At 40.6% G+C, this 18,777-nt stretch carries 19 protein-coding genes; 18 read left to right on the plus strand and 1 reads right to left on the minus strand.

What is annotated here, in order from left to right:
* Positions 1–65: 65 nt before the first annotated feature.
* On the minus strand, positions 66–1,604 hold the full coding sequence (locus HMPREF0381_RS03440; RefSeq protein ID WP_008750484.1) for a carbon starvation CstA family protein: 1,539 nt from the start codon (positions 1,602–1,604) through the stop codon (positions 66–68).
* A 326-nt stretch (positions 1,605–1,930) separates the two neighbouring features.
* Here HMPREF0381_RS03440 and HMPREF0381_RS03445 point away from each other — a divergent pair, with 326 nt between their 5' ends.
* The 18 genes from HMPREF0381_RS03445 (at position 1,931) to hflX (ending at position 18,703) form a co-directional block, all read left to right on the plus strand.
* Entirely contained in the window at positions 1,931–2,872 is a 942-nt protein-coding gene (locus HMPREF0381_RS03445) for a beta-ketoacyl-ACP synthase III (protein ID WP_008750485.1), read from the plus strand.
* A gap of 60 nt (positions 2,873–2,932) precedes the next feature.
* A complete protein-coding gene (gene acpP, locus HMPREF0381_RS03450; RefSeq protein WP_008754959.1) occupies positions 2,933–3,169 on the plus strand; it encodes an acyl carrier protein in 237 nt (78 codons plus the stop codon).
* 50 nt (positions 3,170–3,219) lie between these two features.
* Positions 3,220–4,158 carry an enoyl-[acyl-carrier-protein] reductase FabK gene (fabK, locus tag HMPREF0381_RS03455; protein WP_008750487.1) on the plus strand — a complete coding sequence of 313 codons (939 nt, stop codon included), beginning with the start codon at positions 3,220–3,222 and terminating at the stop codon, positions 4,156–4,158.
* A gap of 3 nt (positions 4,159–4,161) precedes the next feature.
* A complete protein-coding gene (fabD, locus tag HMPREF0381_RS03460; protein ID WP_008750488.1) occupies positions 4,162–5,079 on the plus strand; it encodes an ACP S-malonyltransferase in 918 nt (305 codons plus the stop codon).
* Entirely contained in the window at positions 5,076–5,822 is a 747-nt protein-coding gene (gene fabG / locus HMPREF0381_RS03465; protein WP_008750489.1) for a 3-oxoacyl-[acyl-carrier-protein] reductase, read from the plus strand. The genes fabD and fabG overlap by 4 nt, the downstream gene beginning before the upstream one ends.
* A gap of 11 nt (positions 5,823–5,833) precedes the next feature.
* On the plus strand, positions 5,834–7,069 hold the full coding sequence (gene fabF, locus HMPREF0381_RS03470; protein ID WP_008750490.1) for a beta-ketoacyl-ACP synthase II: 1,236 nt from the start codon (positions 5,834–5,836) through the stop codon (positions 7,067–7,069).
* A 21-nt stretch (positions 7,070–7,090) separates the two neighbouring features.
* Positions 7,091–7,525, plus strand: a complete 435-nt coding sequence (gene accB, locus HMPREF0381_RS03475) for an acetyl-CoA carboxylase biotin carboxyl carrier protein (protein ID WP_008750491.1) — start codon at positions 7,091–7,093, stop codon at positions 7,523–7,525.
* A gap of 13 nt (positions 7,526–7,538) precedes the next feature.
* The gene (fabZ, locus tag HMPREF0381_RS03480) at positions 7,539–7,964 is read left to right on the plus strand and encodes a 3-hydroxyacyl-ACP dehydratase FabZ (RefSeq protein ID WP_008750492.1); all 426 of its coding nucleotides are present in this window, start codon (positions 7,539–7,541) and stop codon (positions 7,962–7,964) included.
* Positions 7,965–9,311 (plus strand): acetyl-CoA carboxylase biotin carboxylase subunit, encoded by a 1,347-nt coding sequence (locus tag HMPREF0381_RS03485; RefSeq protein WP_008750493.1) that lies wholly within the window; start codon positions 7,965–7,967, stop codon positions 9,309–9,311.
* A gap of 21 nt (positions 9,312–9,332) precedes the next feature.
* Positions 9,333–11,033, plus strand: coding sequence for an acetyl-CoA carboxylase carboxyl transferase subunit (locus HMPREF0381_RS03490; RefSeq protein WP_008750494.1), 1,701 nt, complete (start codon positions 9,333–9,335; stop codon positions 11,031–11,033).
* A 16-nt stretch (positions 11,034–11,049) separates the two neighbouring features.
* On the plus strand, positions 11,050–12,231 hold the full coding sequence (locus HMPREF0381_RS03495) for an NAD(P)H-dependent flavin oxidoreductase (RefSeq protein WP_008750495.1): 1,182 nt from the start codon (positions 11,050–11,052) through the stop codon (positions 12,229–12,231).
* A 261-nt stretch (positions 12,232–12,492) separates the two neighbouring features.
* Positions 12,493–13,893, plus strand: coding sequence for a serine hydrolase (locus tag HMPREF0381_RS03500; RefSeq protein WP_008750496.1), 1,401 nt, complete (start codon positions 12,493–12,495; stop codon positions 13,891–13,893).
* Positions 13,894–13,900: 7 nt separating this feature from the next.
* Entirely contained in the window at positions 13,901–14,761 is an 861-nt protein-coding gene (locus tag HMPREF0381_RS03505; RefSeq protein WP_008750497.1) for a metallophosphoesterase, read from the plus strand.
* 45 nt (positions 14,762–14,806) lie between these two features.
* Positions 14,807–15,601 (plus strand): segregation and condensation protein A, encoded by a 795-nt coding sequence (locus HMPREF0381_RS03510; RefSeq protein ID WP_008750498.1) that lies wholly within the window; start codon positions 14,807–14,809, stop codon positions 15,599–15,601.
* Entirely contained in the window at positions 15,594–16,199 is a 606-nt protein-coding gene (scpB, locus tag HMPREF0381_RS03515; RefSeq protein ID WP_008750499.1) for an SMC-Scp complex subunit ScpB, read from the plus strand. Before HMPREF0381_RS03510 ends, scpB begins: the two co-directional genes overlap by 8 nt.
* On the plus strand, positions 16,200–16,631 hold the full coding sequence (locus HMPREF0381_RS03520; RefSeq protein WP_008750500.1) for a dUTP diphosphatase: 432 nt from the start codon (positions 16,200–16,202) through the stop codon (positions 16,629–16,631).
* Positions 16,603–17,448: a tetratricopeptide repeat protein gene (locus tag HMPREF0381_RS03525; RefSeq protein ID WP_008750501.1), complete on the plus strand. Its 846-nt coding sequence runs from the start codon at positions 16,603–16,605 to the stop codon at positions 17,446–17,448. Before HMPREF0381_RS03520 ends, HMPREF0381_RS03525 begins: the two co-directional genes overlap by 29 nt.
* 7 nt (positions 17,449–17,455) lie before the next feature.
* A complete protein-coding gene (gene hflX / locus HMPREF0381_RS03530; RefSeq protein ID WP_008750502.1) occupies positions 17,456–18,703 on the plus strand; it encodes a GTPase HflX in 1,248 nt (415 codons plus the stop codon).
* Positions 18,704–18,777: the final 74 nt, after the last annotated feature.

Raw genomic sequence — 18,777 nt, forward strand, 5'->3', positions numbered from 1 at the left:
TAAAATAATAAAAAAACTCCCGAGACAGTATTATATTACAACTGCCTTGGGAGTAGCAAGTTTATTTATTTGTCTGCCGGGGTAGTACCGCCTTTTTTACCTCTCCAGATAACAAGCACCACATAAATTGCAGCGACAACTGCACCTCCGATATATGCAACACCCCAACTTTGACCGAAGCCAAGTTTTGCATTCAATATATAGCAAGCACATATATATGTATAGAATGTACCGGGGATAAGTGTCATCCAAGCCCATTTTGCTTTGTCATTTATCATAAGATAGATAGATGCGGCAGCAAGCGGGAAGAGTGCCATTGTCTGATTTGACCATGCAAAGTATCTCCAAAGTGTGTTAAATCCTTTAGGATCAACCTTAGCCCAGATAAGTATTACAGCTACGATAGCAAAAATCGGTACGGCAAGACTAAGTCTTCTTGCATTGTTGTCCTGCTTGATATGGAATGTATCGGCTATTGTAAGACGTAGTGCACGAAGTGCGGTATCACCTGATGTAACAGGTAAGATAATGATACCGATAAGTGCTACGGCACCTCCGATAGGACCGAGTGCATATCTACATACCACACCGACAACACTGGTAGGAGAAATAGCAACAAGTTCTCCACCTTTTTGTATCATATACTGCCATACACCCTTGTCACTAAGCTGCATTGTGATACCGCCTTTATCAGCTGTAAACTGAATAAGTGCCATTGTACCTGCTGCCCAAACCATTGCAATGAATCCCTCTACAATCATCATATTGTAGAATGTCATACGACCGTCTTTTTCACTCTTTATTGTACGAGCCACCAAAGCTGTCTGTGATGAGTGGAATCCGGAAAGAATACCACAGGCTACGGTAACAAAGAAAATCGGGATAAAATGCCCTGCTTTAAAGTATGCACTGTAGTCAAAAGACTGTGTTGCCCAACTGCCCCAAACTTCTACCAGCGGGTAATGTAATATAACCATTGCACCGAATACTCCGAGTGCTGAGAATACTAGGATTGCACCGAAGATAGGATAAACACGACCGATAATCTTATCTATCGGGAATACGGTTGCTATAAGGTAATAAGCGAAGATAGTTCCGTAAATAACCCATGTGGAAACTTCTGTAGGCGCACCGCTGAAACCGAAGACCTGTGTCGCCGCAATATCACCGGGTGTGTAAATAAATACAGTACCTACCAATAAGAGCAATAAACATACAAATACATCATAAATCCAGAACACCGATTTGCTTGTGTACTTGCGAACCATCTCCGGCATCTGAGCACCGCCGTCTCTTGTACAGATCATACCTGCAAAATAATCGTGAACGGCACCTCCTATTACATTACCTATCGGTATTGTAAGAAGTGCTATAGGTCCGAACAGTATACCCTGGATAGGTCCGAGAATAGGGCCTGTACCTGCTATATTAAGTAGGTTGATAAGTGCATTTTTCCATGTCGGCATAGGAACATAGTCAACACCGTCCTGCTTTGCATAAGCCGGTGTTTCTCTGTCATCAGGCCTGAAAACATGGTCACAAAGTTTACCCATAAAAAATCCGCCGACGATTAGAATCACAAGGCCGATCATAAATGTTGCCATAGAAAATTCCTCTCTTTCTTTCTATGTTTATTTTATACACATTTAAGATACTACTTGTTAATAAAATTTTCAATATTTTTTTAATAAAAACAATGAAAATACATTCATATTTAAATATCGGTTTTGATTTCCCGACTAAATATATTGACTATAATTCAGATATATCACAGAGCACTGAATATAAATAAAACACTTGACAAAGGGTTGCTACAAATTTAAAATACTTTGAGTATCAAAGTATTTTAAATCGTGATTGTGAGCGGTATATTTTAACAATCCGGTGCCTTATAACTTTGATAAAAGTCTTACGAAAGGACTTATGTAAAATGGGAATAGCACTTGCAGGAACAGGCTCAAAACTGCCGTCTAAGATTTTGACAAATGATGATCTTAGTAAAATCGTAGATACAAGTGATGAATGGATTAGTCAAAGAACAGGAATCAAACAAAGACATATAGTGGAGGAAGGTGAAAATCTGGTAAGTCTGGCATTTGAGGCCGGAAAGGAAGCACTGAAATCTGCAAATGTAGAAGGTAAGGATTTGGGTCTGATAATAGTAGGTACATCCACTCAGGATAAAAGACTTCCAAATACTGCATGTGAGTTACAACCGCTTTTGGGTGCAAGTGATTGTGCCTGTATGGATGTCAGCTCGGCCTGTTCAGGTTTTGTATATGCACTGAGTATAGCATATTCTATGATGAATACTCTGGACATTGATTATGCACTTGTAGTGGGCGGTGATGTGTTGTCAAGAGAAATGGACTGGACCGACAGAACCACATGCGTACTGTTTGGTGACGGTGTGGGTGCGGCGGTACTGAAAAAGAGCGATAATGAAGCCGGATTTTTGAGCTTTGATATCGGAGCGGACGGAAGTAAAGGGTTTGCACTGTATGACAACTCCTATGGTGATGACAGATATATAAGAATGGACGGACAGGAAGTCTTTAAATTTACTATCAGAACAGTGCCGCACAGTATAGAAAAGGCCGTCAAAAGAGCGGGAGTACATAAGGATGATATAGATGTATTTCTTTTGCATCAGGCAAACTTAAGAATACTTGAGGCGGTATCAAAAAAGCTTGATATTCCGCTTGAGAAGTTGCCGCATAACCTTGAGAGAACAGGAAATACTTCAGCAGGCAGTATACCGCTGTTACTTGACGAAGCGGTAAAAAAAGGCATAGCAAAAAAAGGAGATTTGATTTTGCTTTGCGGATTCGGAGCAGGATTAACCTGGGGAACTTGTGTATTAAGATTGTAGCTACCGGCTGCAACTTACTATAAAATAAAAAAGCCTTCGGCTTAAAGAATGGAGAAAATTATGTCAGAGAAGATGAAATCAATTATTGCGGAACAGTTAAATATCGATGCGTCGGAGATTACTTTGGAGTCAAACTTTAAAGATGATTTGAATGCGGATTCACTTGATCTGTTTGAGATGGTAATGGCACTTGAGGACAACTACGGTGTTGAGATACCTTCTGAGGATTTAGAGAAGCTTTTGACTGTAGGTGATGTGGTAAATTACCTTAAGAGTAAAGGCGTAGATAATTTATAAAAATAAAGAAACGCCTGCGGGCGTTTTCTTAAAAATGTCAGAGGAAAGTAATGCAAACAGATATAACAAAGTTATTAGGTATAGAATATCCGATAATTCAAGGCGGTATGGCATGGGTTGCCGAGCATCACCTTGCGGCTGCTGTAAGTGAGGCAGGCGGACTGGGGCTTATAGGCGGTGCCAATGCACCGGCTGATGTCATCAGAAATGAGATAAGAGAGACAAGAAAGCTTACAAGTAAGCCTTTTGGTGTAAATGTAATGCTTATGTCGCCACATGCGGAGGATATTGCAAAGGTAGTAGTGGAAGAAGGTATAAAGGTGGTTACTACCGGAGCCGGTTCTCCTGAAAAGTATATGAAAATGTGGAAGGAAGCCGGCATAGTAGTCATTCCTGTTGTTGCAAGTGTAGCACTTGCAAGAAGAATGGAAAGAACCGGAGCGGACGCTGTAGTTGCCGAGGGCACTGAAAGCGGAGGACATATCGGTGAAGCCACTACTATGACACTTGTGCCACAGGTGGTTGATGCAATAGATATCCCTGTTATTGCGGCAGGCGGTATAGCGGACGGCAGAGGACTTGCGGCGGCATTTATGCTTGGAGCTAAGGCGGTGCAGATGGGTACAAGATTTGTGGTAGCCGATGAATCTATAGTAAATGAAGCTTATAAAGACAGAATAATAGCAGCAAAGGATATAGATTCGGCTGTAACGGGAAGAAGCCATGGACATCCGGTAAGAAGTCTTAGAAATGCTATGACCAGAGAGTATTCTAAGCTTGAGGCCGAGGGTAAGAGCTTTGAAGAGCTTGAGTATTTGACACTTGGGACACTTAGAAAAGCTGTTATAGAAGGCGATATAGTACATGGAACGGTTATGGCAGGTCAGATAGCGGGACTGGTGAGCAAAAAGCAAAGTGCAAAAGAAATCATTGACGAGATAATAAGTGAGGCAACTAATCTTTTAAAGAATGCAGGGAGCTTAGTATAAATTATGAAGATAGCATTTTTATTCCCGGGACAGGGAGCTCAAAAACAAAATATGGGCAAAAGTTTTTATGAAAATGATGCGGATTCAAGAGCAGTTTTTGACAGTGTAAAGACTGTAACGGGAATAGATGCATGTGATCTGATTTTCAAAGATAATGATGAATTAAACAATACAAGATATACTCAGATAGCTATGGTGGCTACAGGTATTGCCATGTTAAAGGCTGTTGAAAAAACAGGACTTAAAGCAGATATATGTGCAGGGCTTAGCCTTGGAGAGTATGAAGCACTGTATCTTAGCGGTGCGATAAGTGCCGATGATGCAATCGCTATAGTAGATAAACGAGGACAGTATATGTCTGAGATAAAAGGCGGTGCCATGAGTGCCGTATTGTCTTTAGATAATGATACTATCAAGTCTATAGTGGATAATATAGACGGATGCTGGGTTGCAAATTATAATTGCCCGGGGCAGACGGTAATATCAGGCACCAAAGAAGCTGTAGCACTTGCAGGTAAAAAATTAAAAGAAGCCGGAGCAAAGAGAGTACTGCCGCTTAAGGTAAGCGGAGCTTTTCATTCCGGGCTTATGAAGGAAGCCGGGCAAAAACTTGCAAAGGTACTTGATGATATCAAAATAAAGGACATACAGATACCTTATGTGGCAAATGTGAATGCACAGATTGTTACAGATAAGGATGAGATAAAGAAAAATTTAATAGAGCAGGTATCAGGCAGTGTACATCTGGAGCAAAGTATAAGGAAAATGATTGAATGGGGTGTGGATACCTTTGTAGAGATTGGCCCTGGCAAGACTATGGCAGGCTTTATAAAAAAGATTGATTCACAGGTAAAGATATTCAATATTGAAGAGTATGCGGATGTAGAGAATGTATGTAGTCGGATTTTGGAGGCAAGATGAAAAGGTTGGAAGGAAAAACAGCTTTGGTTACAGGTGCAGGCAGAGGTATCGGAGCGGCTATAGCAAAAAAACTTGCAGCTGACGGAGCAATTGTATATGTAAACTATGCCATATCAAGTGAGGCGGCAAAACAAGTTGTAAAAGAGATAGAAGAAAAAGGCGGAACGGCAAAGATTTGTCAGTGTGATGTGTCAAACTATGACTCTGTAAAACAGATGATTGAAGATATTATATCTGAGGAGGGTAAGCTTGATATATTGGTAAACAATGCCGGAATTACAAAAGACAATCTGATGATGAGAATGAAACCGGAAGAATTTGATATAGTAATAGATACCAATCTGAAGGGTACTTTCAACACTATGCAAGCGGTTTCAAAATATATGATTAAGAAAAGAAGCGGAAGAATAATAAATATTTCTTCTGTAAGCGGTGTGATGGGCAATGCAGGTCAGATAAACTATGCGGCATCAAAGGCGGGAGTTATCGGTATGACAAAGACCGCCGCAAGAGAGATGGCAAGCAGAAATATAACTGTAAATGCAATAGCACCGGGATATATAAAGACTGATATGACTGAAGCAATGACTGAAGATGCCAAGTCAAAGGTAAATGCAATCATCCCGCTCGGATATCAGGGTGAAGCAAAGGATATAGCAAATATGGCGGCATATTTGGCCGGAGAAGAAGGTAGATATATTACAGGTCAGGTCATCAAGATAGATGGCGGAATGAGCATGTAAATGAGGTGACTATGAGAAGAAGAGTTGTTATTACAGGTATGGGAGCTATCACTCCTATAGGTCTAAATGTAGCTGATTTTTGGGCGAATATCAAAAAGGGCGTGCACGGCATAGGACCGATAACATATTTTGATACCGCTGAGTATAAGGCCAAGCTTGCCGCCGAGGTCAAGGGCTTTGATGCAAAACAGTATATGGATCTGAAGTCGGCCAGAAGGATGGAACAGTTTTCTCAGTTTGCAGTAGCAGCTACAAAGGAAGCCTTTGAAGATGCCAAGCTTGATATGGAAAAAGAAAACCCGTATATGGTCGGAGTGGCTGTAGGCTCAGGAATAGGTTCACTTCAGTCAATGGAAAGAGAGTATTCAAAACTCCTTGAAAAAGGACCGGGCAGAGTTGCTCCGCTTTTGGTACCTATGATGATTTCAAATATGGCGGCAGGAAATGTGGCTATTGCATTCGGATGCAAGGGCAAGAATATAAATGTCGTAACAGCCTGTGCTACCGGAACAAATTGTATCGGTGAAGCGTTCAGATCAATCCTATATGGTGAGGCGGATGTAATGCTTGCAGGCGGTACTGAAAGTTCAATAACCCCTATAGGTGTGGCAGGATTTACTTCTCTTACGGCACTGAACACTACAGATGATCCGGACAGAGCATCAATTCCTTTTGATAAGGACAGAAACGGTTTTATCATGGGAGAGGGTGCAGGCGTGCTTGTTTTGGAAGAACTTGAGCATGCAAAAAAGAGAGGGGCACATATCTATGCAGAGATGGCGGGATACGGTGCAACTTGTGATGCTTTTCATATCACATCACCTGCAGAAGACGGTTCAGGAGCGGCTAAGGCTATGGAACTTGCTATAAAGGATGCCGGAATATCTCCCGAAGATATAGACTATGTAAATGCACATGGCACAGGAACACATCACAATGACTTGTTTGAAACAAAAGCCATAAAAATTGCTTTGGGTGAGCATGCAAAGGAAGTCGGAATAAGCTCAACCAAGTCAATGGTAGGTCACTTACTGGGTGCTGCCGGAGGTGTAGAGGCAATTGTATGTGTGAAGTCTATTGAAGACGGATTCATGCACAAGAATGTCGGACTGACAGATAAGGATCCTGAGTGTGACCTTGACTTTTTGACAGAGCCTAGAGAATGTGAGGTGAATGCGGTTATAAGTAATTCACTTGGTTTTGGCGGTCATAACGCAAGTATAGTTATAAAGAAATTTGTGGAGTAGGCTTATACAAGGGGTAGATTTATGCAAATAGAAGAAATTATAAAACTGATAGAGACTGTAAGTAAGAACAATGTTGATTCATTAAACTATGCTACAGATTCCGAGAAAATCGTTATAAAGAAGAATAAGACAAAGCTCGTTGCGGGAGAAGTTCAGGCTGTACCTGTAGCGCAGAGTGTAAATTTTGAGGCAGCAAATACTGAGGATGCCGCAGTTGCCGCAGGACATACTATCACTTCACCGCTTGTAGGTACTTTCTACAGCTCTCCTTCACCTGATGCCCCAAGTTTTGTAAATGTAGGAGACAGGGTAAAGAAAGGTCAGGTAATAGGTATCATTGAGGCGATGAAACTTATGAATGAGCTTGAAAGTGATTTTGACGGTGTTATCAAGGAAATCCTTGTAAAGGATGAGACTGTAGTGGAGTTCGGACAACCGTTGTTTATACTGGAATAACGGAAAGGATATTATGTTAGGAATTAAGGAAATTCAAGAGATTATACCACATAGGCATCCTTTTTTGCTTATTGACTGTATCGAGGAGCTTGTGCCGGGTAAAAAAAGTGTGGGATATAAGTCTGTCACATACAATGAACCGCAGTTTTTAGGGCATTTTCCGGGAGAGCCTGTAATGCCCGGAGTGCTTATGATAGAGGCACTTGCACAGACAGGAGCGGTGGCAATACTTTCAGTACCTGAAAATAAAGGCAAGACAGCTTATTTCGGAGCTATAAACTCTGCTAAATTCAAGAGAAAAGTGGTTCCGGGAGACAAATTGGAGCTTTCATGTGAGATAATCAGACAAAAAGGAAGAATTGGAATAGGAAAAGCTGTAGCAAGCGTAGACGGTGAGATTGCAGTAGAGGCTGAGCTTACATTCATCATTGGAGAATAAATGTTTAGAAAAGTATTGATAGCAAATAGAGGAGAGATTGCAGTCAGAATTATCAGAGCACTTAGAGAGATGGGTATCATAAGTGTAGCGGTGTATTCTGAGGCGGATAGAGACAGCTTGCATACAATGCTGGCAGATGAGGCTATTTGTATAGGACCTGCACCGGCGGCCAAGAGCTATCTGGATATGGACAGAATACTCAGTGCGGCTGTAGCAACAGGTGCACAGGCTATTCATCCGGGATTCGGTTTTCTTTCAGAGAATGAAAAGTTTGCAAGACTTTGCACCGAAGTAGGTGTAAAGTTTATCGGACCGAAGTCTGAGACTATAGCAAAACTTGGAGACAAGGCAAAAGCCAGAGACACCATGCAAAAAGCCGGTATTCCTGTAATACCGGGAACCGACGGCAGTGTAAAGGATATTGATGAAGCCTTGAAATTGGCAAAAACGATAGGATTTCCTGTAATGATAAAGGCGGCTCTCGGCGGTGGCGGCAAGGGAATGAGAGTTTCAAGAAGTGAAGCGGATTTTGCAGAGAATTTTATGACTGCAAAGGCCGAGGCGCTTAAGGGATTTTCAGACGACTCAATGTATATTGAAAAATATATTGAAAGACCGAGACATATCGAGTTTCAGATAATGGCTGACAGCTATGGCAATGTGGTGCATTTAGGAGAGAGAGACTGCTCTATACAAAGGAGGCATCAGAAGGTATTGGAGGAGGCACCTTCAATATTTCTTGATGAAAATCTGAGAGAGAAGATGGGAAATGCGGCAGTAAGTGCAGCAAAGGCGGCAGGATATGAGAATGCCGGAACCATTGAGTTTTTGGTGGATAAGCATAGAAACTTTTACTTTATGGAGATGAACACCAGAATACAGGTAGAGCATCCTGTAACCGAGTGGATTACAGGAATGGATCTTATCAAGGAACAAATCAGAGTGGCGGCAGGTGAGAAGCTCTCAGTTTCACAAAAAGATGTGAAAATAGAGGGTCATGCCATTGAATGTAGAATAAATGCTGAAAATCCGGAAAAGAACTTTGCACCTTCTCCGGGAAGAATTACAAATATGCATTTGCCGGGCGGCAACGGAGTGAGAGTTGATACACATATATATGAAGATTATGTTATATCACCGTTTTATGATTCAATGCTTTTAAAGTTGATCGTTCATGGAAAGTCAAGAGATGAGGCTATTGCAAAGATGAGATCGGCACTCGGTGAGATTATTATAGAGGGTGTGGATACAAATATCGACTTTAACTATGAGATAATAAACAACCCCGATTTTATAAAGGGTGATATAGATACTTCATTTATAGAAAAGCAGTTTAAGATGCAGTAATGAAAGTTTTGAGGTGTTGTCATGTTTAGAAATGTGTTCAAAAAGACATATGCAAAGATAGAACCCGGAAATGAAAAACTGGATATTCCTGAGGGTCTTTGGAGAAAGTGTAAGATCTGTAAGGAGCCTATTTTTGCGGAGGATGTTAAAGCAAATTATTATACTTGTCCGAAATGCGGAGGGTATTTCAGAGTTCATGCATACAGAAGAATAGAAATACTTGTGGATGATGGAAGCTTCATTGAGTGGAACAAGACAATGCCTGTATCGAACCCTTTGGATTTTCCAAATTATGAGCTTAAGCTTGAAGAAGAAAGAGTAAAGACAAAGCTTAATGAGGCGGTAGTAACCGGTGAAGCGACTGTCGGAAATGTAAGGACTGCAATAGCCGTATGTGATGCAAGATTTATGATGTCGTCTATGGGACATGTGGTAGGTGAGAAGATAACGGCTGCTATAGAAAAGGCTACACAGGAAAAGATTCCTATCATAATCTACTCATGTTCAGGCGGTGCCAGAATGCAGGAGGGTATGATTTCACTTATGCAGATGGCAAAGACTTCAGCCGCATTAAAAAAACATCATGAAGCCGGTCAGCTTTTTATAAGTTTCCTTACAGACCCCACAATGGGCGGAGTAAGTGCCTCATTTGCAATGCTTGGTGATATAATACTTGCGGAGCCTAAGGCACTTATAGGTTTTGCAGGACCCAGAGTAATAGCACAGACTATCGGTACAAAGTTGCCGGAAGGGTTTCAGAGCGCCGAGTTTTTGCTTGAACACGGCTTTATAGATGCTATTGTGGAAAGAGCCGACCAAAGAGGTGTGTTAAAGAAACTTTTAAGAGCACATACCTGCGGATTTAAAAAGGTGAAAAAGATGGAAGAAGTGGGCGACAATGCAAAGATAGTTGACCACAAGCAGCCTAAGGTGAAGCAGCCTAAGAGTGCATGGGACAGTGTAGTACTTTCAAGAAGAGCGGACAGACCTACTGCAAAGGATTATATTGATAAATTGTTCGGATTTTTCATGGAACTTCACGGAGACAGACTTTCAGGTGATGACGGTGCAATCGTAGGCGGAATAGCAAACTACAACGGAAAGCCGGTCATGGTGGTGGCACAGCAAAAGGGTAAAAATTTAAAAGAAAATAAGATAAGAAACTTCGGTATGCCAAACCCATCCGGATATCGTAAGGCTCTCAGACTTATGAAACATGCTAATGATTTTAATATGCCGATTATCTGTTTTGTGGATACTCCGGGGGCGTTTTGCGGTATAGAAGCTGAGGAAAAAGGTCAGGCGGAGGCAATAGCGAGGGCACTCTTTGAAATGAGCGATATGAGAGTACCTGTTCTCTCGGTAGTAATCGGAGAGGGCGGTTCAGGCGGAGCATTGGCACTTGCGGTAGCTAATGAAGTGTGGATGCTTGAACATTCTATATATTCAATACTTTCACCTGAGGGCTTTGCATCAATACTTTATAAGGATGCAAAGAAGAATAAAGAGGCGGCGGAGGTAATGAAAATCACCGCAAAAGAGCTGAAGGAACTTGGTGTTATAGATAGAGTTATAAAAGAAAATCTTCCTTTGACAGTAGATACTATGGACAGTGTTGTGGATGAGCTATCCTCAAATATAGATGATTTCTTTGAGAAAACGGCTGTAAAGTCGGGAGAAGAGATCGCTAAGGACAGATACAACAGATTTAGAAAATTTTAACAGCTGAAAGGTAAATATGGAATTGTTAAAAATAGGTGACAGAAATTTACTCTATCCTATTATACAGGGAGGTATGGGGGTTGGTATCAGCCTGTCCTCCCTGGCGGCACATGTGGCAGGTAACGGAGGAATGGGCATCATCTCTACAGCACAGATAGGCTTTAGAGATGATGACTTTTATAAGAACCCGATACCTGCAAATCTTCGTGCCATAAAGACTGAACTGGATAAAGCAAGAGCTTTGGCCGCACAGGTGTTTGAAAAATTCAAAGATTCAAACAGGGCAGCGAAGTTTTTGGATAAATTAAAAGATTATGTGCCTTTTATAGGTTTTAATATAATGGTGGCAACCAATAAATATGCTGATTATGTAATAGAGGCTGTAAAAGCAGGTGCGGATATAATTATTTCAGGTGCAGGACTGCCGATAGACTTACCTGAGCTTGTACAAAAGGGGCAACAGATAAGCGGAAATGAAAAGAAAACATGTATTGCACCGATAGTTTCAAGCAGAAAGAGTGCCAAAGTCATATTAAAGATGTGGGACAGAAAGTATAAGACCACTGCGGATGCCGTAGTTATAGAAGGACCGCTTGCAGGCGGACACCTGGGCTTTTCATATGAAGAGCTTCATAATCTGGGTGCGGACACTATGGCAAGCAAAAACTATAAAAGAGAAAAGTATGATGATGAAATAAAAGATATCATAGAGGAAGTAAGAATCTATGAGGATAAGTTCGGCAAAAAGATTCCTGTATTTGTGGCAGGCGGTATATATACAAGGGAAGATATGGCACATGCTGTGAGTTTGGGGGCGGACGGTGTGCAGATGGGTACAAGATTTGTAACAACCTATGAATGTGATGCACCGGATGACTATAAGCAGACATATATAGATGCTAAAGAAGAAGATATAGTTATTACAAAATCTCCTGTAGGTATGCCCGGAAGAGCTGTCAGAAACGATTTTATGGACAGGTTAAAGAGCGGACCCATTCCGATAAGGCATTGTTGCAACTGTCTTGCCACTTCGATATGTGACAGAAAGACCATACCTTACTGTATCACGGAGGCACTTTGTTGTGCCGCCAACTCCGATGAAAGTCATGCACTGTTGTTTTGCGGAGCCAATGCCTACAGAGCAACCAAGCTTGAACATGTGGCGGATATTATGAAAGAACTTACAGAGGACATATAGATTAAAACAGATTTTCAGACCAAGTTTTTAAAGACTTGGTTCTTTTGTGTTATTATGGGTATTTTATATTAAATATTAAGATTTCTATAATGGAGTCTTTTTACACTTTATTTAAATTTTAGCTTTAAATATAAAGTCATAGCTATGTAAGATTTATTTAATACTTACGTTTAATATATGTGATACAATATTAACAGGTGTAAATTACATAGTAATTATATGGGAGTGCTTATGATCTAAAAATAAAAGTAGGAAGGGAATATGAAACTAAAAAAAATAATTTCAGGGGGATTGGTATTGGTATTATCCATAAGTGTAATATCGTTTGCACCGGAATATATGGCGGTATATGCCGACACAAAACCCGATATATCGGCACAGGGGGCGGCAGTCTACAATGCCGATACAGGTGAGTTTCTCTATGAAAAAAATGGTGATAAACAGTTTTATCCTGCATCAATAACAAAGATAATGACAGGACTGCTTACAGTAGAACAGGCAAATTTGGATGATACCATAACATTTTCAAGGTCTGCTACAACCAATTTAGAGAGCGGTTCAACAAGCCTTGGAGTGGTGGCAGGAGATACTATGAGTGTAAGAGATGCACTCTACGGAATGATGTTGGCTTCAGCCAATGAAGTGTCAAACGGATTGGCGGAACATGTGGGCGGCTCAGTTGCAGGTTTTGCAAATATGATGAATAACAGAGCAAAGGAACTGGGAGCGACACATACAAACTTTGTTAATCCGAACGGACTGAACAATCAAAATCATGTGACTACAGCCAAGGATATGGCACTTATTGCAGCGGCGGCATTTAGAAATCCGACATTCAGAGCGGTGGCGGGAGCATCTTCATACAGTTTTCCGGCTACAAAATCAAAACCTACACCTAAACTTATAAAGATGCATCATAAGATGGTCACAGGTGAGATAAGCTATGCCGGAGTAATAGGCGGTAAAACAGGGTATACAAAGAGTGCGGGAAATACACTTGTAACAGCCGCAGAGAGGAACGGAGTCAGGCTGATAGTAGTTGTGCTTAAATGTAACGGCACTCATTATACAGATACAAGAAAACTGCTTGACTACGGCTTTTCTATTGCATCAAAGGATACAGGCAGAGCGGTGGCAAAGAAGCAGGAAGCAGCTCCGGCAAAGAAGCAGGAAGTCGCTCCGGTAAAGAAGCAGGAAGTCGCAGTGACAAAGAAGCAGGAAGCCGCTCCAAAGACCGAGACTGCACAGAATGTTGAAATGGTTGACAGTGCAATGGTGGAGACGGGACCTAAGGAAATCAGAACATCGTCAATGAAGGCACAAAACTACGGTCCGGGAATGGAACCGGATATAGGCTGGAAAGAGAACAACGGCGACTGGGTTTATGTAAAATCCGATAACAGCAGTGCCAGAGCGGAAGTGCTGACTATCAACGGAAAAAAGTATTGGTTTGACTCGGACGGAAATATGGCAAAAGGCTGGAGACAGGATACAAGCGGTTCATGGTACTTTATGGAAGAAGATACAGGTACGATGAATGCTTCAGCATGGCTCAAATACAACGGACTATGGTATTATTTTGGAAGTGATGGTAAAATGTTGACAAATACCACCACACCTGACGGCTATGTTTTAAACAGCGACGGAGTCTGGGTAAGCTAGGAGTTTGATGAAAAATATATTTTCTAAAATTATAGGATTGGGAGCAGTGGGGTGTATTACCTTGCTGCTTCGTTCTTTTTATGAGAGAAAAAAGTTTAAGGTAGTACATTATAATATAACTGCCGATAAAATAAGTAGCAGTAAAAAAATAGTTTTTTTGACCGACTTACATAACAACAGCTTCGGCAAAAACAATAAAAAACTTTTGGAGGCAATAGATAAAATATCTCCGGATCTTATACTGATAGGCGGAGATATGATTACAGTAAAAGATAAGCTTGGAATAGAGAATGTGTTGCCGCTTTTAAAGAGATTGTCAAATAAATATACATGCATATATGCAAACGGCAATCATGAACAGAGGCTTGTTGAGAATAAGTTCGGACTGAATTATCAAATGTACAGGAAGATATTGGAGAATATGGGGATATTGTATCTGTCTGACAGCAGTATAGATGTAAGTGATAATATATGTATACATGGGCTTGACCTTGAAAAAAAGTACTATTTGAGAAGATTTAAAAAGCCGCTTGATAAAGGATATATAAAAGAGAGGCTTCATATAGACAAGTCACATTACAATATTCTTTTGGCACATTCTCCGCTTTTTATAAAAGATTATGCAAAGTGCGGTGTAGATTTGACATTGTGTGGGCATTTTCATGGAGGCACTGTCAGGCTTCCATATGGCATAGGAGTGATGACTCCACAGTTTCATTTTTTTTGCAGATTGGTTGTAGGAATGAAAAGATTTGGAGAGATGGTGGAGATAATAGGAGCAGGACTTGGAACGCATAGTATCAATATCAGGCTGAATGATATGTCGGAACTTATAGTAATAAATCTTAAAGGTCGCAAAAGAGATTAAAATTTGATACAATGGTAAGGTTAAGTGAGTTGATGAGAGGTGAGTATGGAGATTTCATACAAATTGGACAGGTTTGAGGGACCGCTGGATTTGCTGCTGTATCTTATAGAGAGAGACAGGATAGATATATATGATATTCCTATAGTAAGTATAACAGAGCAGTATCTGAATTATATGAATCATTTGGAAACGGATGATCTTGACCTTATGAGTGAATTTATAGTAACGGCTACCACACTCTTAGATATAAAGGCGAGGATGCTCTTACCGCCTGAAGAGGATGAGGAGACTAAGGAAGTAATTGATCCGAGAGCCGAGTTGGTAGAGCGGCTGCTTGAGTATAAGAAATATAAGCTTATGGCAAATGAGCTTGCAGGGAAATATTTTGATGCGGAAAAAATAATTTATAAAAGTCCGACTGTTCCGAATGAGGTGACACAGTACAAAGAGCCTGTAGACCTTGATGAACTGTTTGGAGATTTGAATCTGCATAAACTGAGGCAGGTCTTTGACAGAGTGATGAAGCAAAAGGACAACAGAACAGACAAGGTAAGAAGCAATTTCGGGACTATAAAAAAAGAACCGATATCACTTGAAACAAAGATAAGGGAGGTGATGGCTTATGCCGGAAAGCACAGAAAGTTTACCTTTAGATTATTGTTGGAAAAACAGCCTACCAAGCTTGAGGTCGTAGTTACATTTCTTAGTGTACTTGAACTGATGAGAATAGGAAAGATTGCACTGTCACAGGAAGAGGTTTTCGGTGAGATACAGATAGAGACCTTGGAAGAAGAGGGAAGGGAGGAGACGCTAGACCTTAGCGATATACTGGATGGCTAAATTAACTAATACGGAGGCGGCAATAGAGGCAATACTGTTTGCACTTGGAGTTTCTGTAGAAATCAGACAGCTTTGTGCGGCTCTTGAGATGAATGAGAGTGAAGTGATTCAAAATTTTGAGTCTTTGAAAGAAAAGTATGACAATGACAATAGGGGAATACAGATAATAAAATTAGGAGACTGTGTGCAGATGTGTACAAGGACTGAATACTATGACAAGCTTATCAGAGTTTGTAAGACTCCCAAAAAGCAGGTGCTTACAGATGCCATACTTGAGACCTTGTCAATAATCGCATATAAGCAGCCTATAACCAAGTCTGAGATAGAACATATCAGAGGTGTGTCATCAGATTATATAGTGAATAAACTGGTTGAGTTCGGTTTGGTATATGAGGCGGGAAAGCTGGATGCTCCCGGAAGACCTGCACAGTTTGCCACCACAGAGGAATTCTTAAGAAGATTCGGTATAGAGTCAAAGGAATCACTGCCAAGACTGAATTCGGATTTGGAAGCTGAAATAGTGCATGAGGTGGAAGAAGAGACAGGTTGGAAATTCGGTTTTGAAAGTGAGGCAATCGGAACAAGTGAGGACAAATAGTTGAAGATAAAGATAAAATATTTTAGTGATAAAATAGATAAATTAAAATTTATAGACGGTAAAAGTGATTGGATAGACTTAAGGTCTGCCGAGAGGGTGGAGCTTAAAAAGGGTGATTACAAGCTTATAAGCCTGGGAGTCGGCATGGAATTGCCGAAGGGCTATGAGGCATTGGTGGTACCGAGAAGTTCTACATTTAAAAATTTCGGAATATTGCAAACCAATTCAATCGGAGTGGTAGATGAATCATACTCCGGAAATAATGATGAATGGAAATTCCCGGTACTTGCAATGAGGGATACACTTATAGAGGTCAATGACAGAATATGTCAGTTTAGAATAATAAGACATCAGGATGCATTTACATTTGAAGAAGTGGAAACATTGAAAGAGGTTGATAGAGGTGGCTTTGGCAGTACAGGTAAGAATTAGAAGATTATTTGCGGCAGGTGTGCTTGCCCTTATTATGCTTGGCGGATGTTCAGGTAAGGAGAAAAAAAACTTTGAAGCAGGGAAAGCATTTTTAAATGAGGGGAAATATGCCGAGGCGGTAGATGCGTTTGATAAGGCAATAGATGCACATGGCAACAACAATATCAGAGGACTTGAAATAGATATACTCAGATACAGGGCTGAGGCGGAGTATAGGGCAAAGGACTATAAGGCGGCGGAGCATAGCTATAAACTGCTTACATCCGCTGATGAGAACAGAAGTGAGTACCTTGATATGCTCTCCATTATCTATACAAAGCTAAGTAATACCGATATGGATATAAATATAGATAATGCTATAGATATGTATGAAAAGGCTGCAAAACAGGATGATAAAAGCGAGCTTCATATCAATGCAGGTATTACCATAGTGCAGTACTATGAGGATATGTATGACAAAAAGCTGGATAATACATACCTTGACAGTGCCGAGGAATTCTTGGAAAAACTTTTAAAAGAGACTGACAGAAAGAACGCAAAGGTTTTGGCAGTCTATGCAAAGCATATATCAAAGAGAGAGGATTATGACAAGGCGCTTGAAGCGGTGGATGAGGGCATAGCGTTGCTTGAAAAGAAAAAGCTTAATAAAAGCGACGATGAGACCCTGAAATCTTTGATGTTTTCAAGGGGTTCATGTTATGAGTATAAGAGTGATTATAACAAAGCGCTTGAAGCATTTAATGCATACATTGAAAAGTATGGTGAGGATGAGATTGTTTCACATGAGGAGGCATTCTTAAAGGCAAGAACAAGATAGGTAATATATGAGTACATTTGAGACAAAGAAAATAGAGGAGAAAGTTATACTTCTCGGAGTGGATGTAGGTGACGATACAAATGAGTCTATGAAAGAACTGGCAGAACTTGTAGATACTGCGGGAGCGGTAGTACTTGAGTGCATCATACAGTCCAGAGAAAAGATACATCCCGGCACCTATCTTGGCAAGGGCAAGATAGAAGAGGTAAAAGACAGGATAACAGAGCTTGAGGCTACAGGTGTGGTATGTGATGATGAACTTACACCTGCACAGCTGAGAAATCTTGAAGATTTACTTAATACCAAGGTAATGGACAGAACCATGGTTATCCTTGATATATTTGCAAAAAGAGCCGTCACAAGTGAAGGAAAGATTCAGGTGGAACTTGCTCAACTGAAATTTTCGGCAGCCAGATTGGTAGGGCTTAGAAGCAGTCTTTCAAGGCTTGGTGGCGGAATAGGTACCAGAGGTCCGGGAGAGAAGAAACTTGAGATGGACAGAAGACTTATCAATGACAGGATTTCACAGCTGAAGTCTGAGCTTAAAAAGGTTGAAAGTCATAGAGAACTGATAAGAAAGTCAAGAGATGAAAACTTTGCCTTTAATGTGGCAATAGTGGGCTATACAAATGCAGGTAAGTCAACACTTCTAAACAAACTGACAGATGCAAATATTTTGGCTGAGGATAAGCTTTTTGCAACTCTTGACCCGACTACAAGGAAGTTAAAGCTTGACAGCGGACAGGAAATCCTTGTAACCGACACTGTAGGTTTTATAAGGAAGTTGCCGCATCACCTTATAGAAGCTTTTAAGTCAACACTTGAAGAAGCAAAATATGCGAATCTTTTGATACATATGGTGGATGCTTCCAATGAGGAGGCAAGCTCACAGATGCTTGTGGTATATGACACACTTAGAAGCTTGGATGTGGTAGATAAGGATATTATAACAGTCTTTAATAAGACAGATTTGACTGATAAGGACATGGAGCTTCCAAGGGATTTCCATGCAGATAAAATTCTAAGGATGTCTGCAAAGACGGGAGAAGGCATTGAGGATTTAAAGAAGACCATTGAAAATATACTGCAAAATCAAAGAGTATATCTTGAGCATGTTTTTTCTTATAAAGAAGCCGGTAAGATTGCCTTTATCAGAAAATATGGAGAAATTAAGAGTGAGGAGTATATAGACGAGGGTATCAGTATAAAGGCATATATTCCGGCCGAGATTTTCGGGAAAGTGATGGAACAGTAGTATAAATTTTGCTTGAAAAAGTCCTATAAGTAGTATATATTAGTTATACCTAACTTAGTTGCACCTAACTATAC

Source organism: Lachnoanaerobaculum saburreum DSM 3986 (assembly GCF_000185385.1).
Taxonomy (GTDB): Bacteria; Bacillota; Clostridia; order Lachnospirales; family Lachnospiraceae; genus Lachnoanaerobaculum; species Lachnoanaerobaculum saburreum.

Excerpts from the sequence above, each read along its gene's own strand:
- HMPREF0381_RS03485 (WP_008750493.1), top strand. The coding sequence starts at position 7,965 with ATGTTTAGAAAAGTATTGATAGCAAATAGAGGAGAGATTGCAGTCAGA.
- hflX (WP_008750502.1), top strand. The coding sequence starts at position 17,456 with ATGAGTACATTTGAGACAAAGAAAATAGAGGAGAAAGTTATACTTCTC.
- HMPREF0381_RS03490 (WP_008750494.1), top strand. The coding sequence starts at position 9,333 with ATGTTTAGAAATGTGTTCAAAAAGACATATGCAAAGATAGAACCCGGA.
- HMPREF0381_RS03500 (WP_008750496.1), top strand. The coding sequence starts at position 12,493 with ATGAAACTAAAAAAAATAATTTCAGGGGGATTGGTATTGGTATTATCC.
- HMPREF0381_RS03440 (WP_008750484.1), bottom strand. The coding sequence starts at position 1,604 with ATGGCAACATTTATGATCGGCCTTGTGATTCTAATCGTCGGCGGATTT.
- HMPREF0381_RS03505 (WP_008750497.1), top strand. The coding sequence starts at position 13,901 with ATGAAAAATATATTTTCTAAAATTATAGGATTGGGAGCAGTGGGGTGT.
- fabD (WP_008750488.1), top strand. The coding sequence starts at position 4,162 with ATGAAGATAGCATTTTTATTCCCGGGACAGGGAGCTCAAAAACAAAAT.
- fabF (WP_008750490.1), top strand. The coding sequence starts at position 5,834 with ATGAGAAGAAGAGTTGTTATTACAGGTATGGGAGCTATCACTCCTATA.
- HMPREF0381_RS03445 (WP_008750485.1), top strand. The coding sequence starts at position 1,931 with ATGGGAATAGCACTTGCAGGAACAGGCTCAAAACTGCCGTCTAAGATT.
- HMPREF0381_RS03510 (WP_008750498.1), top strand. The coding sequence starts at position 14,807 with ATGGAGATTTCATACAAATTGGACAGGTTTGAGGGACCGCTGGATTTG.
- fabK (WP_008750487.1), top strand. The coding sequence starts at position 3,220 with ATGCAAACAGATATAACAAAGTTATTAGGTATAGAATATCCGATAATT.
- fabG (WP_008750489.1), top strand. The coding sequence starts at position 5,076 with ATGAAAAGGTTGGAAGGAAAAACAGCTTTGGTTACAGGTGCAGGCAGA.
- scpB (WP_008750499.1), top strand. The coding sequence starts at position 15,594 with ATGGCTAAATTAACTAATACGGAGGCGGCAATAGAGGCAATACTGTTT.
- acpP (WP_008754959.1), top strand. The coding sequence starts at position 2,933 with ATGTCAGAGAAGATGAAATCAATTATTGCGGAACAGTTAAATATCGAT.
- accB (WP_008750491.1), top strand. The coding sequence starts at position 7,091 with ATGCAAATAGAAGAAATTATAAAACTGATAGAGACTGTAAGTAAGAAC.
- fabZ (WP_008750492.1), top strand. The coding sequence starts at position 7,539 with ATGTTAGGAATTAAGGAAATTCAAGAGATTATACCACATAGGCATCCT.
- HMPREF0381_RS03495 (WP_008750495.1), top strand. The coding sequence starts at position 11,050 with ATGGAATTGTTAAAAATAGGTGACAGAAATTTACTCTATCCTATTATA.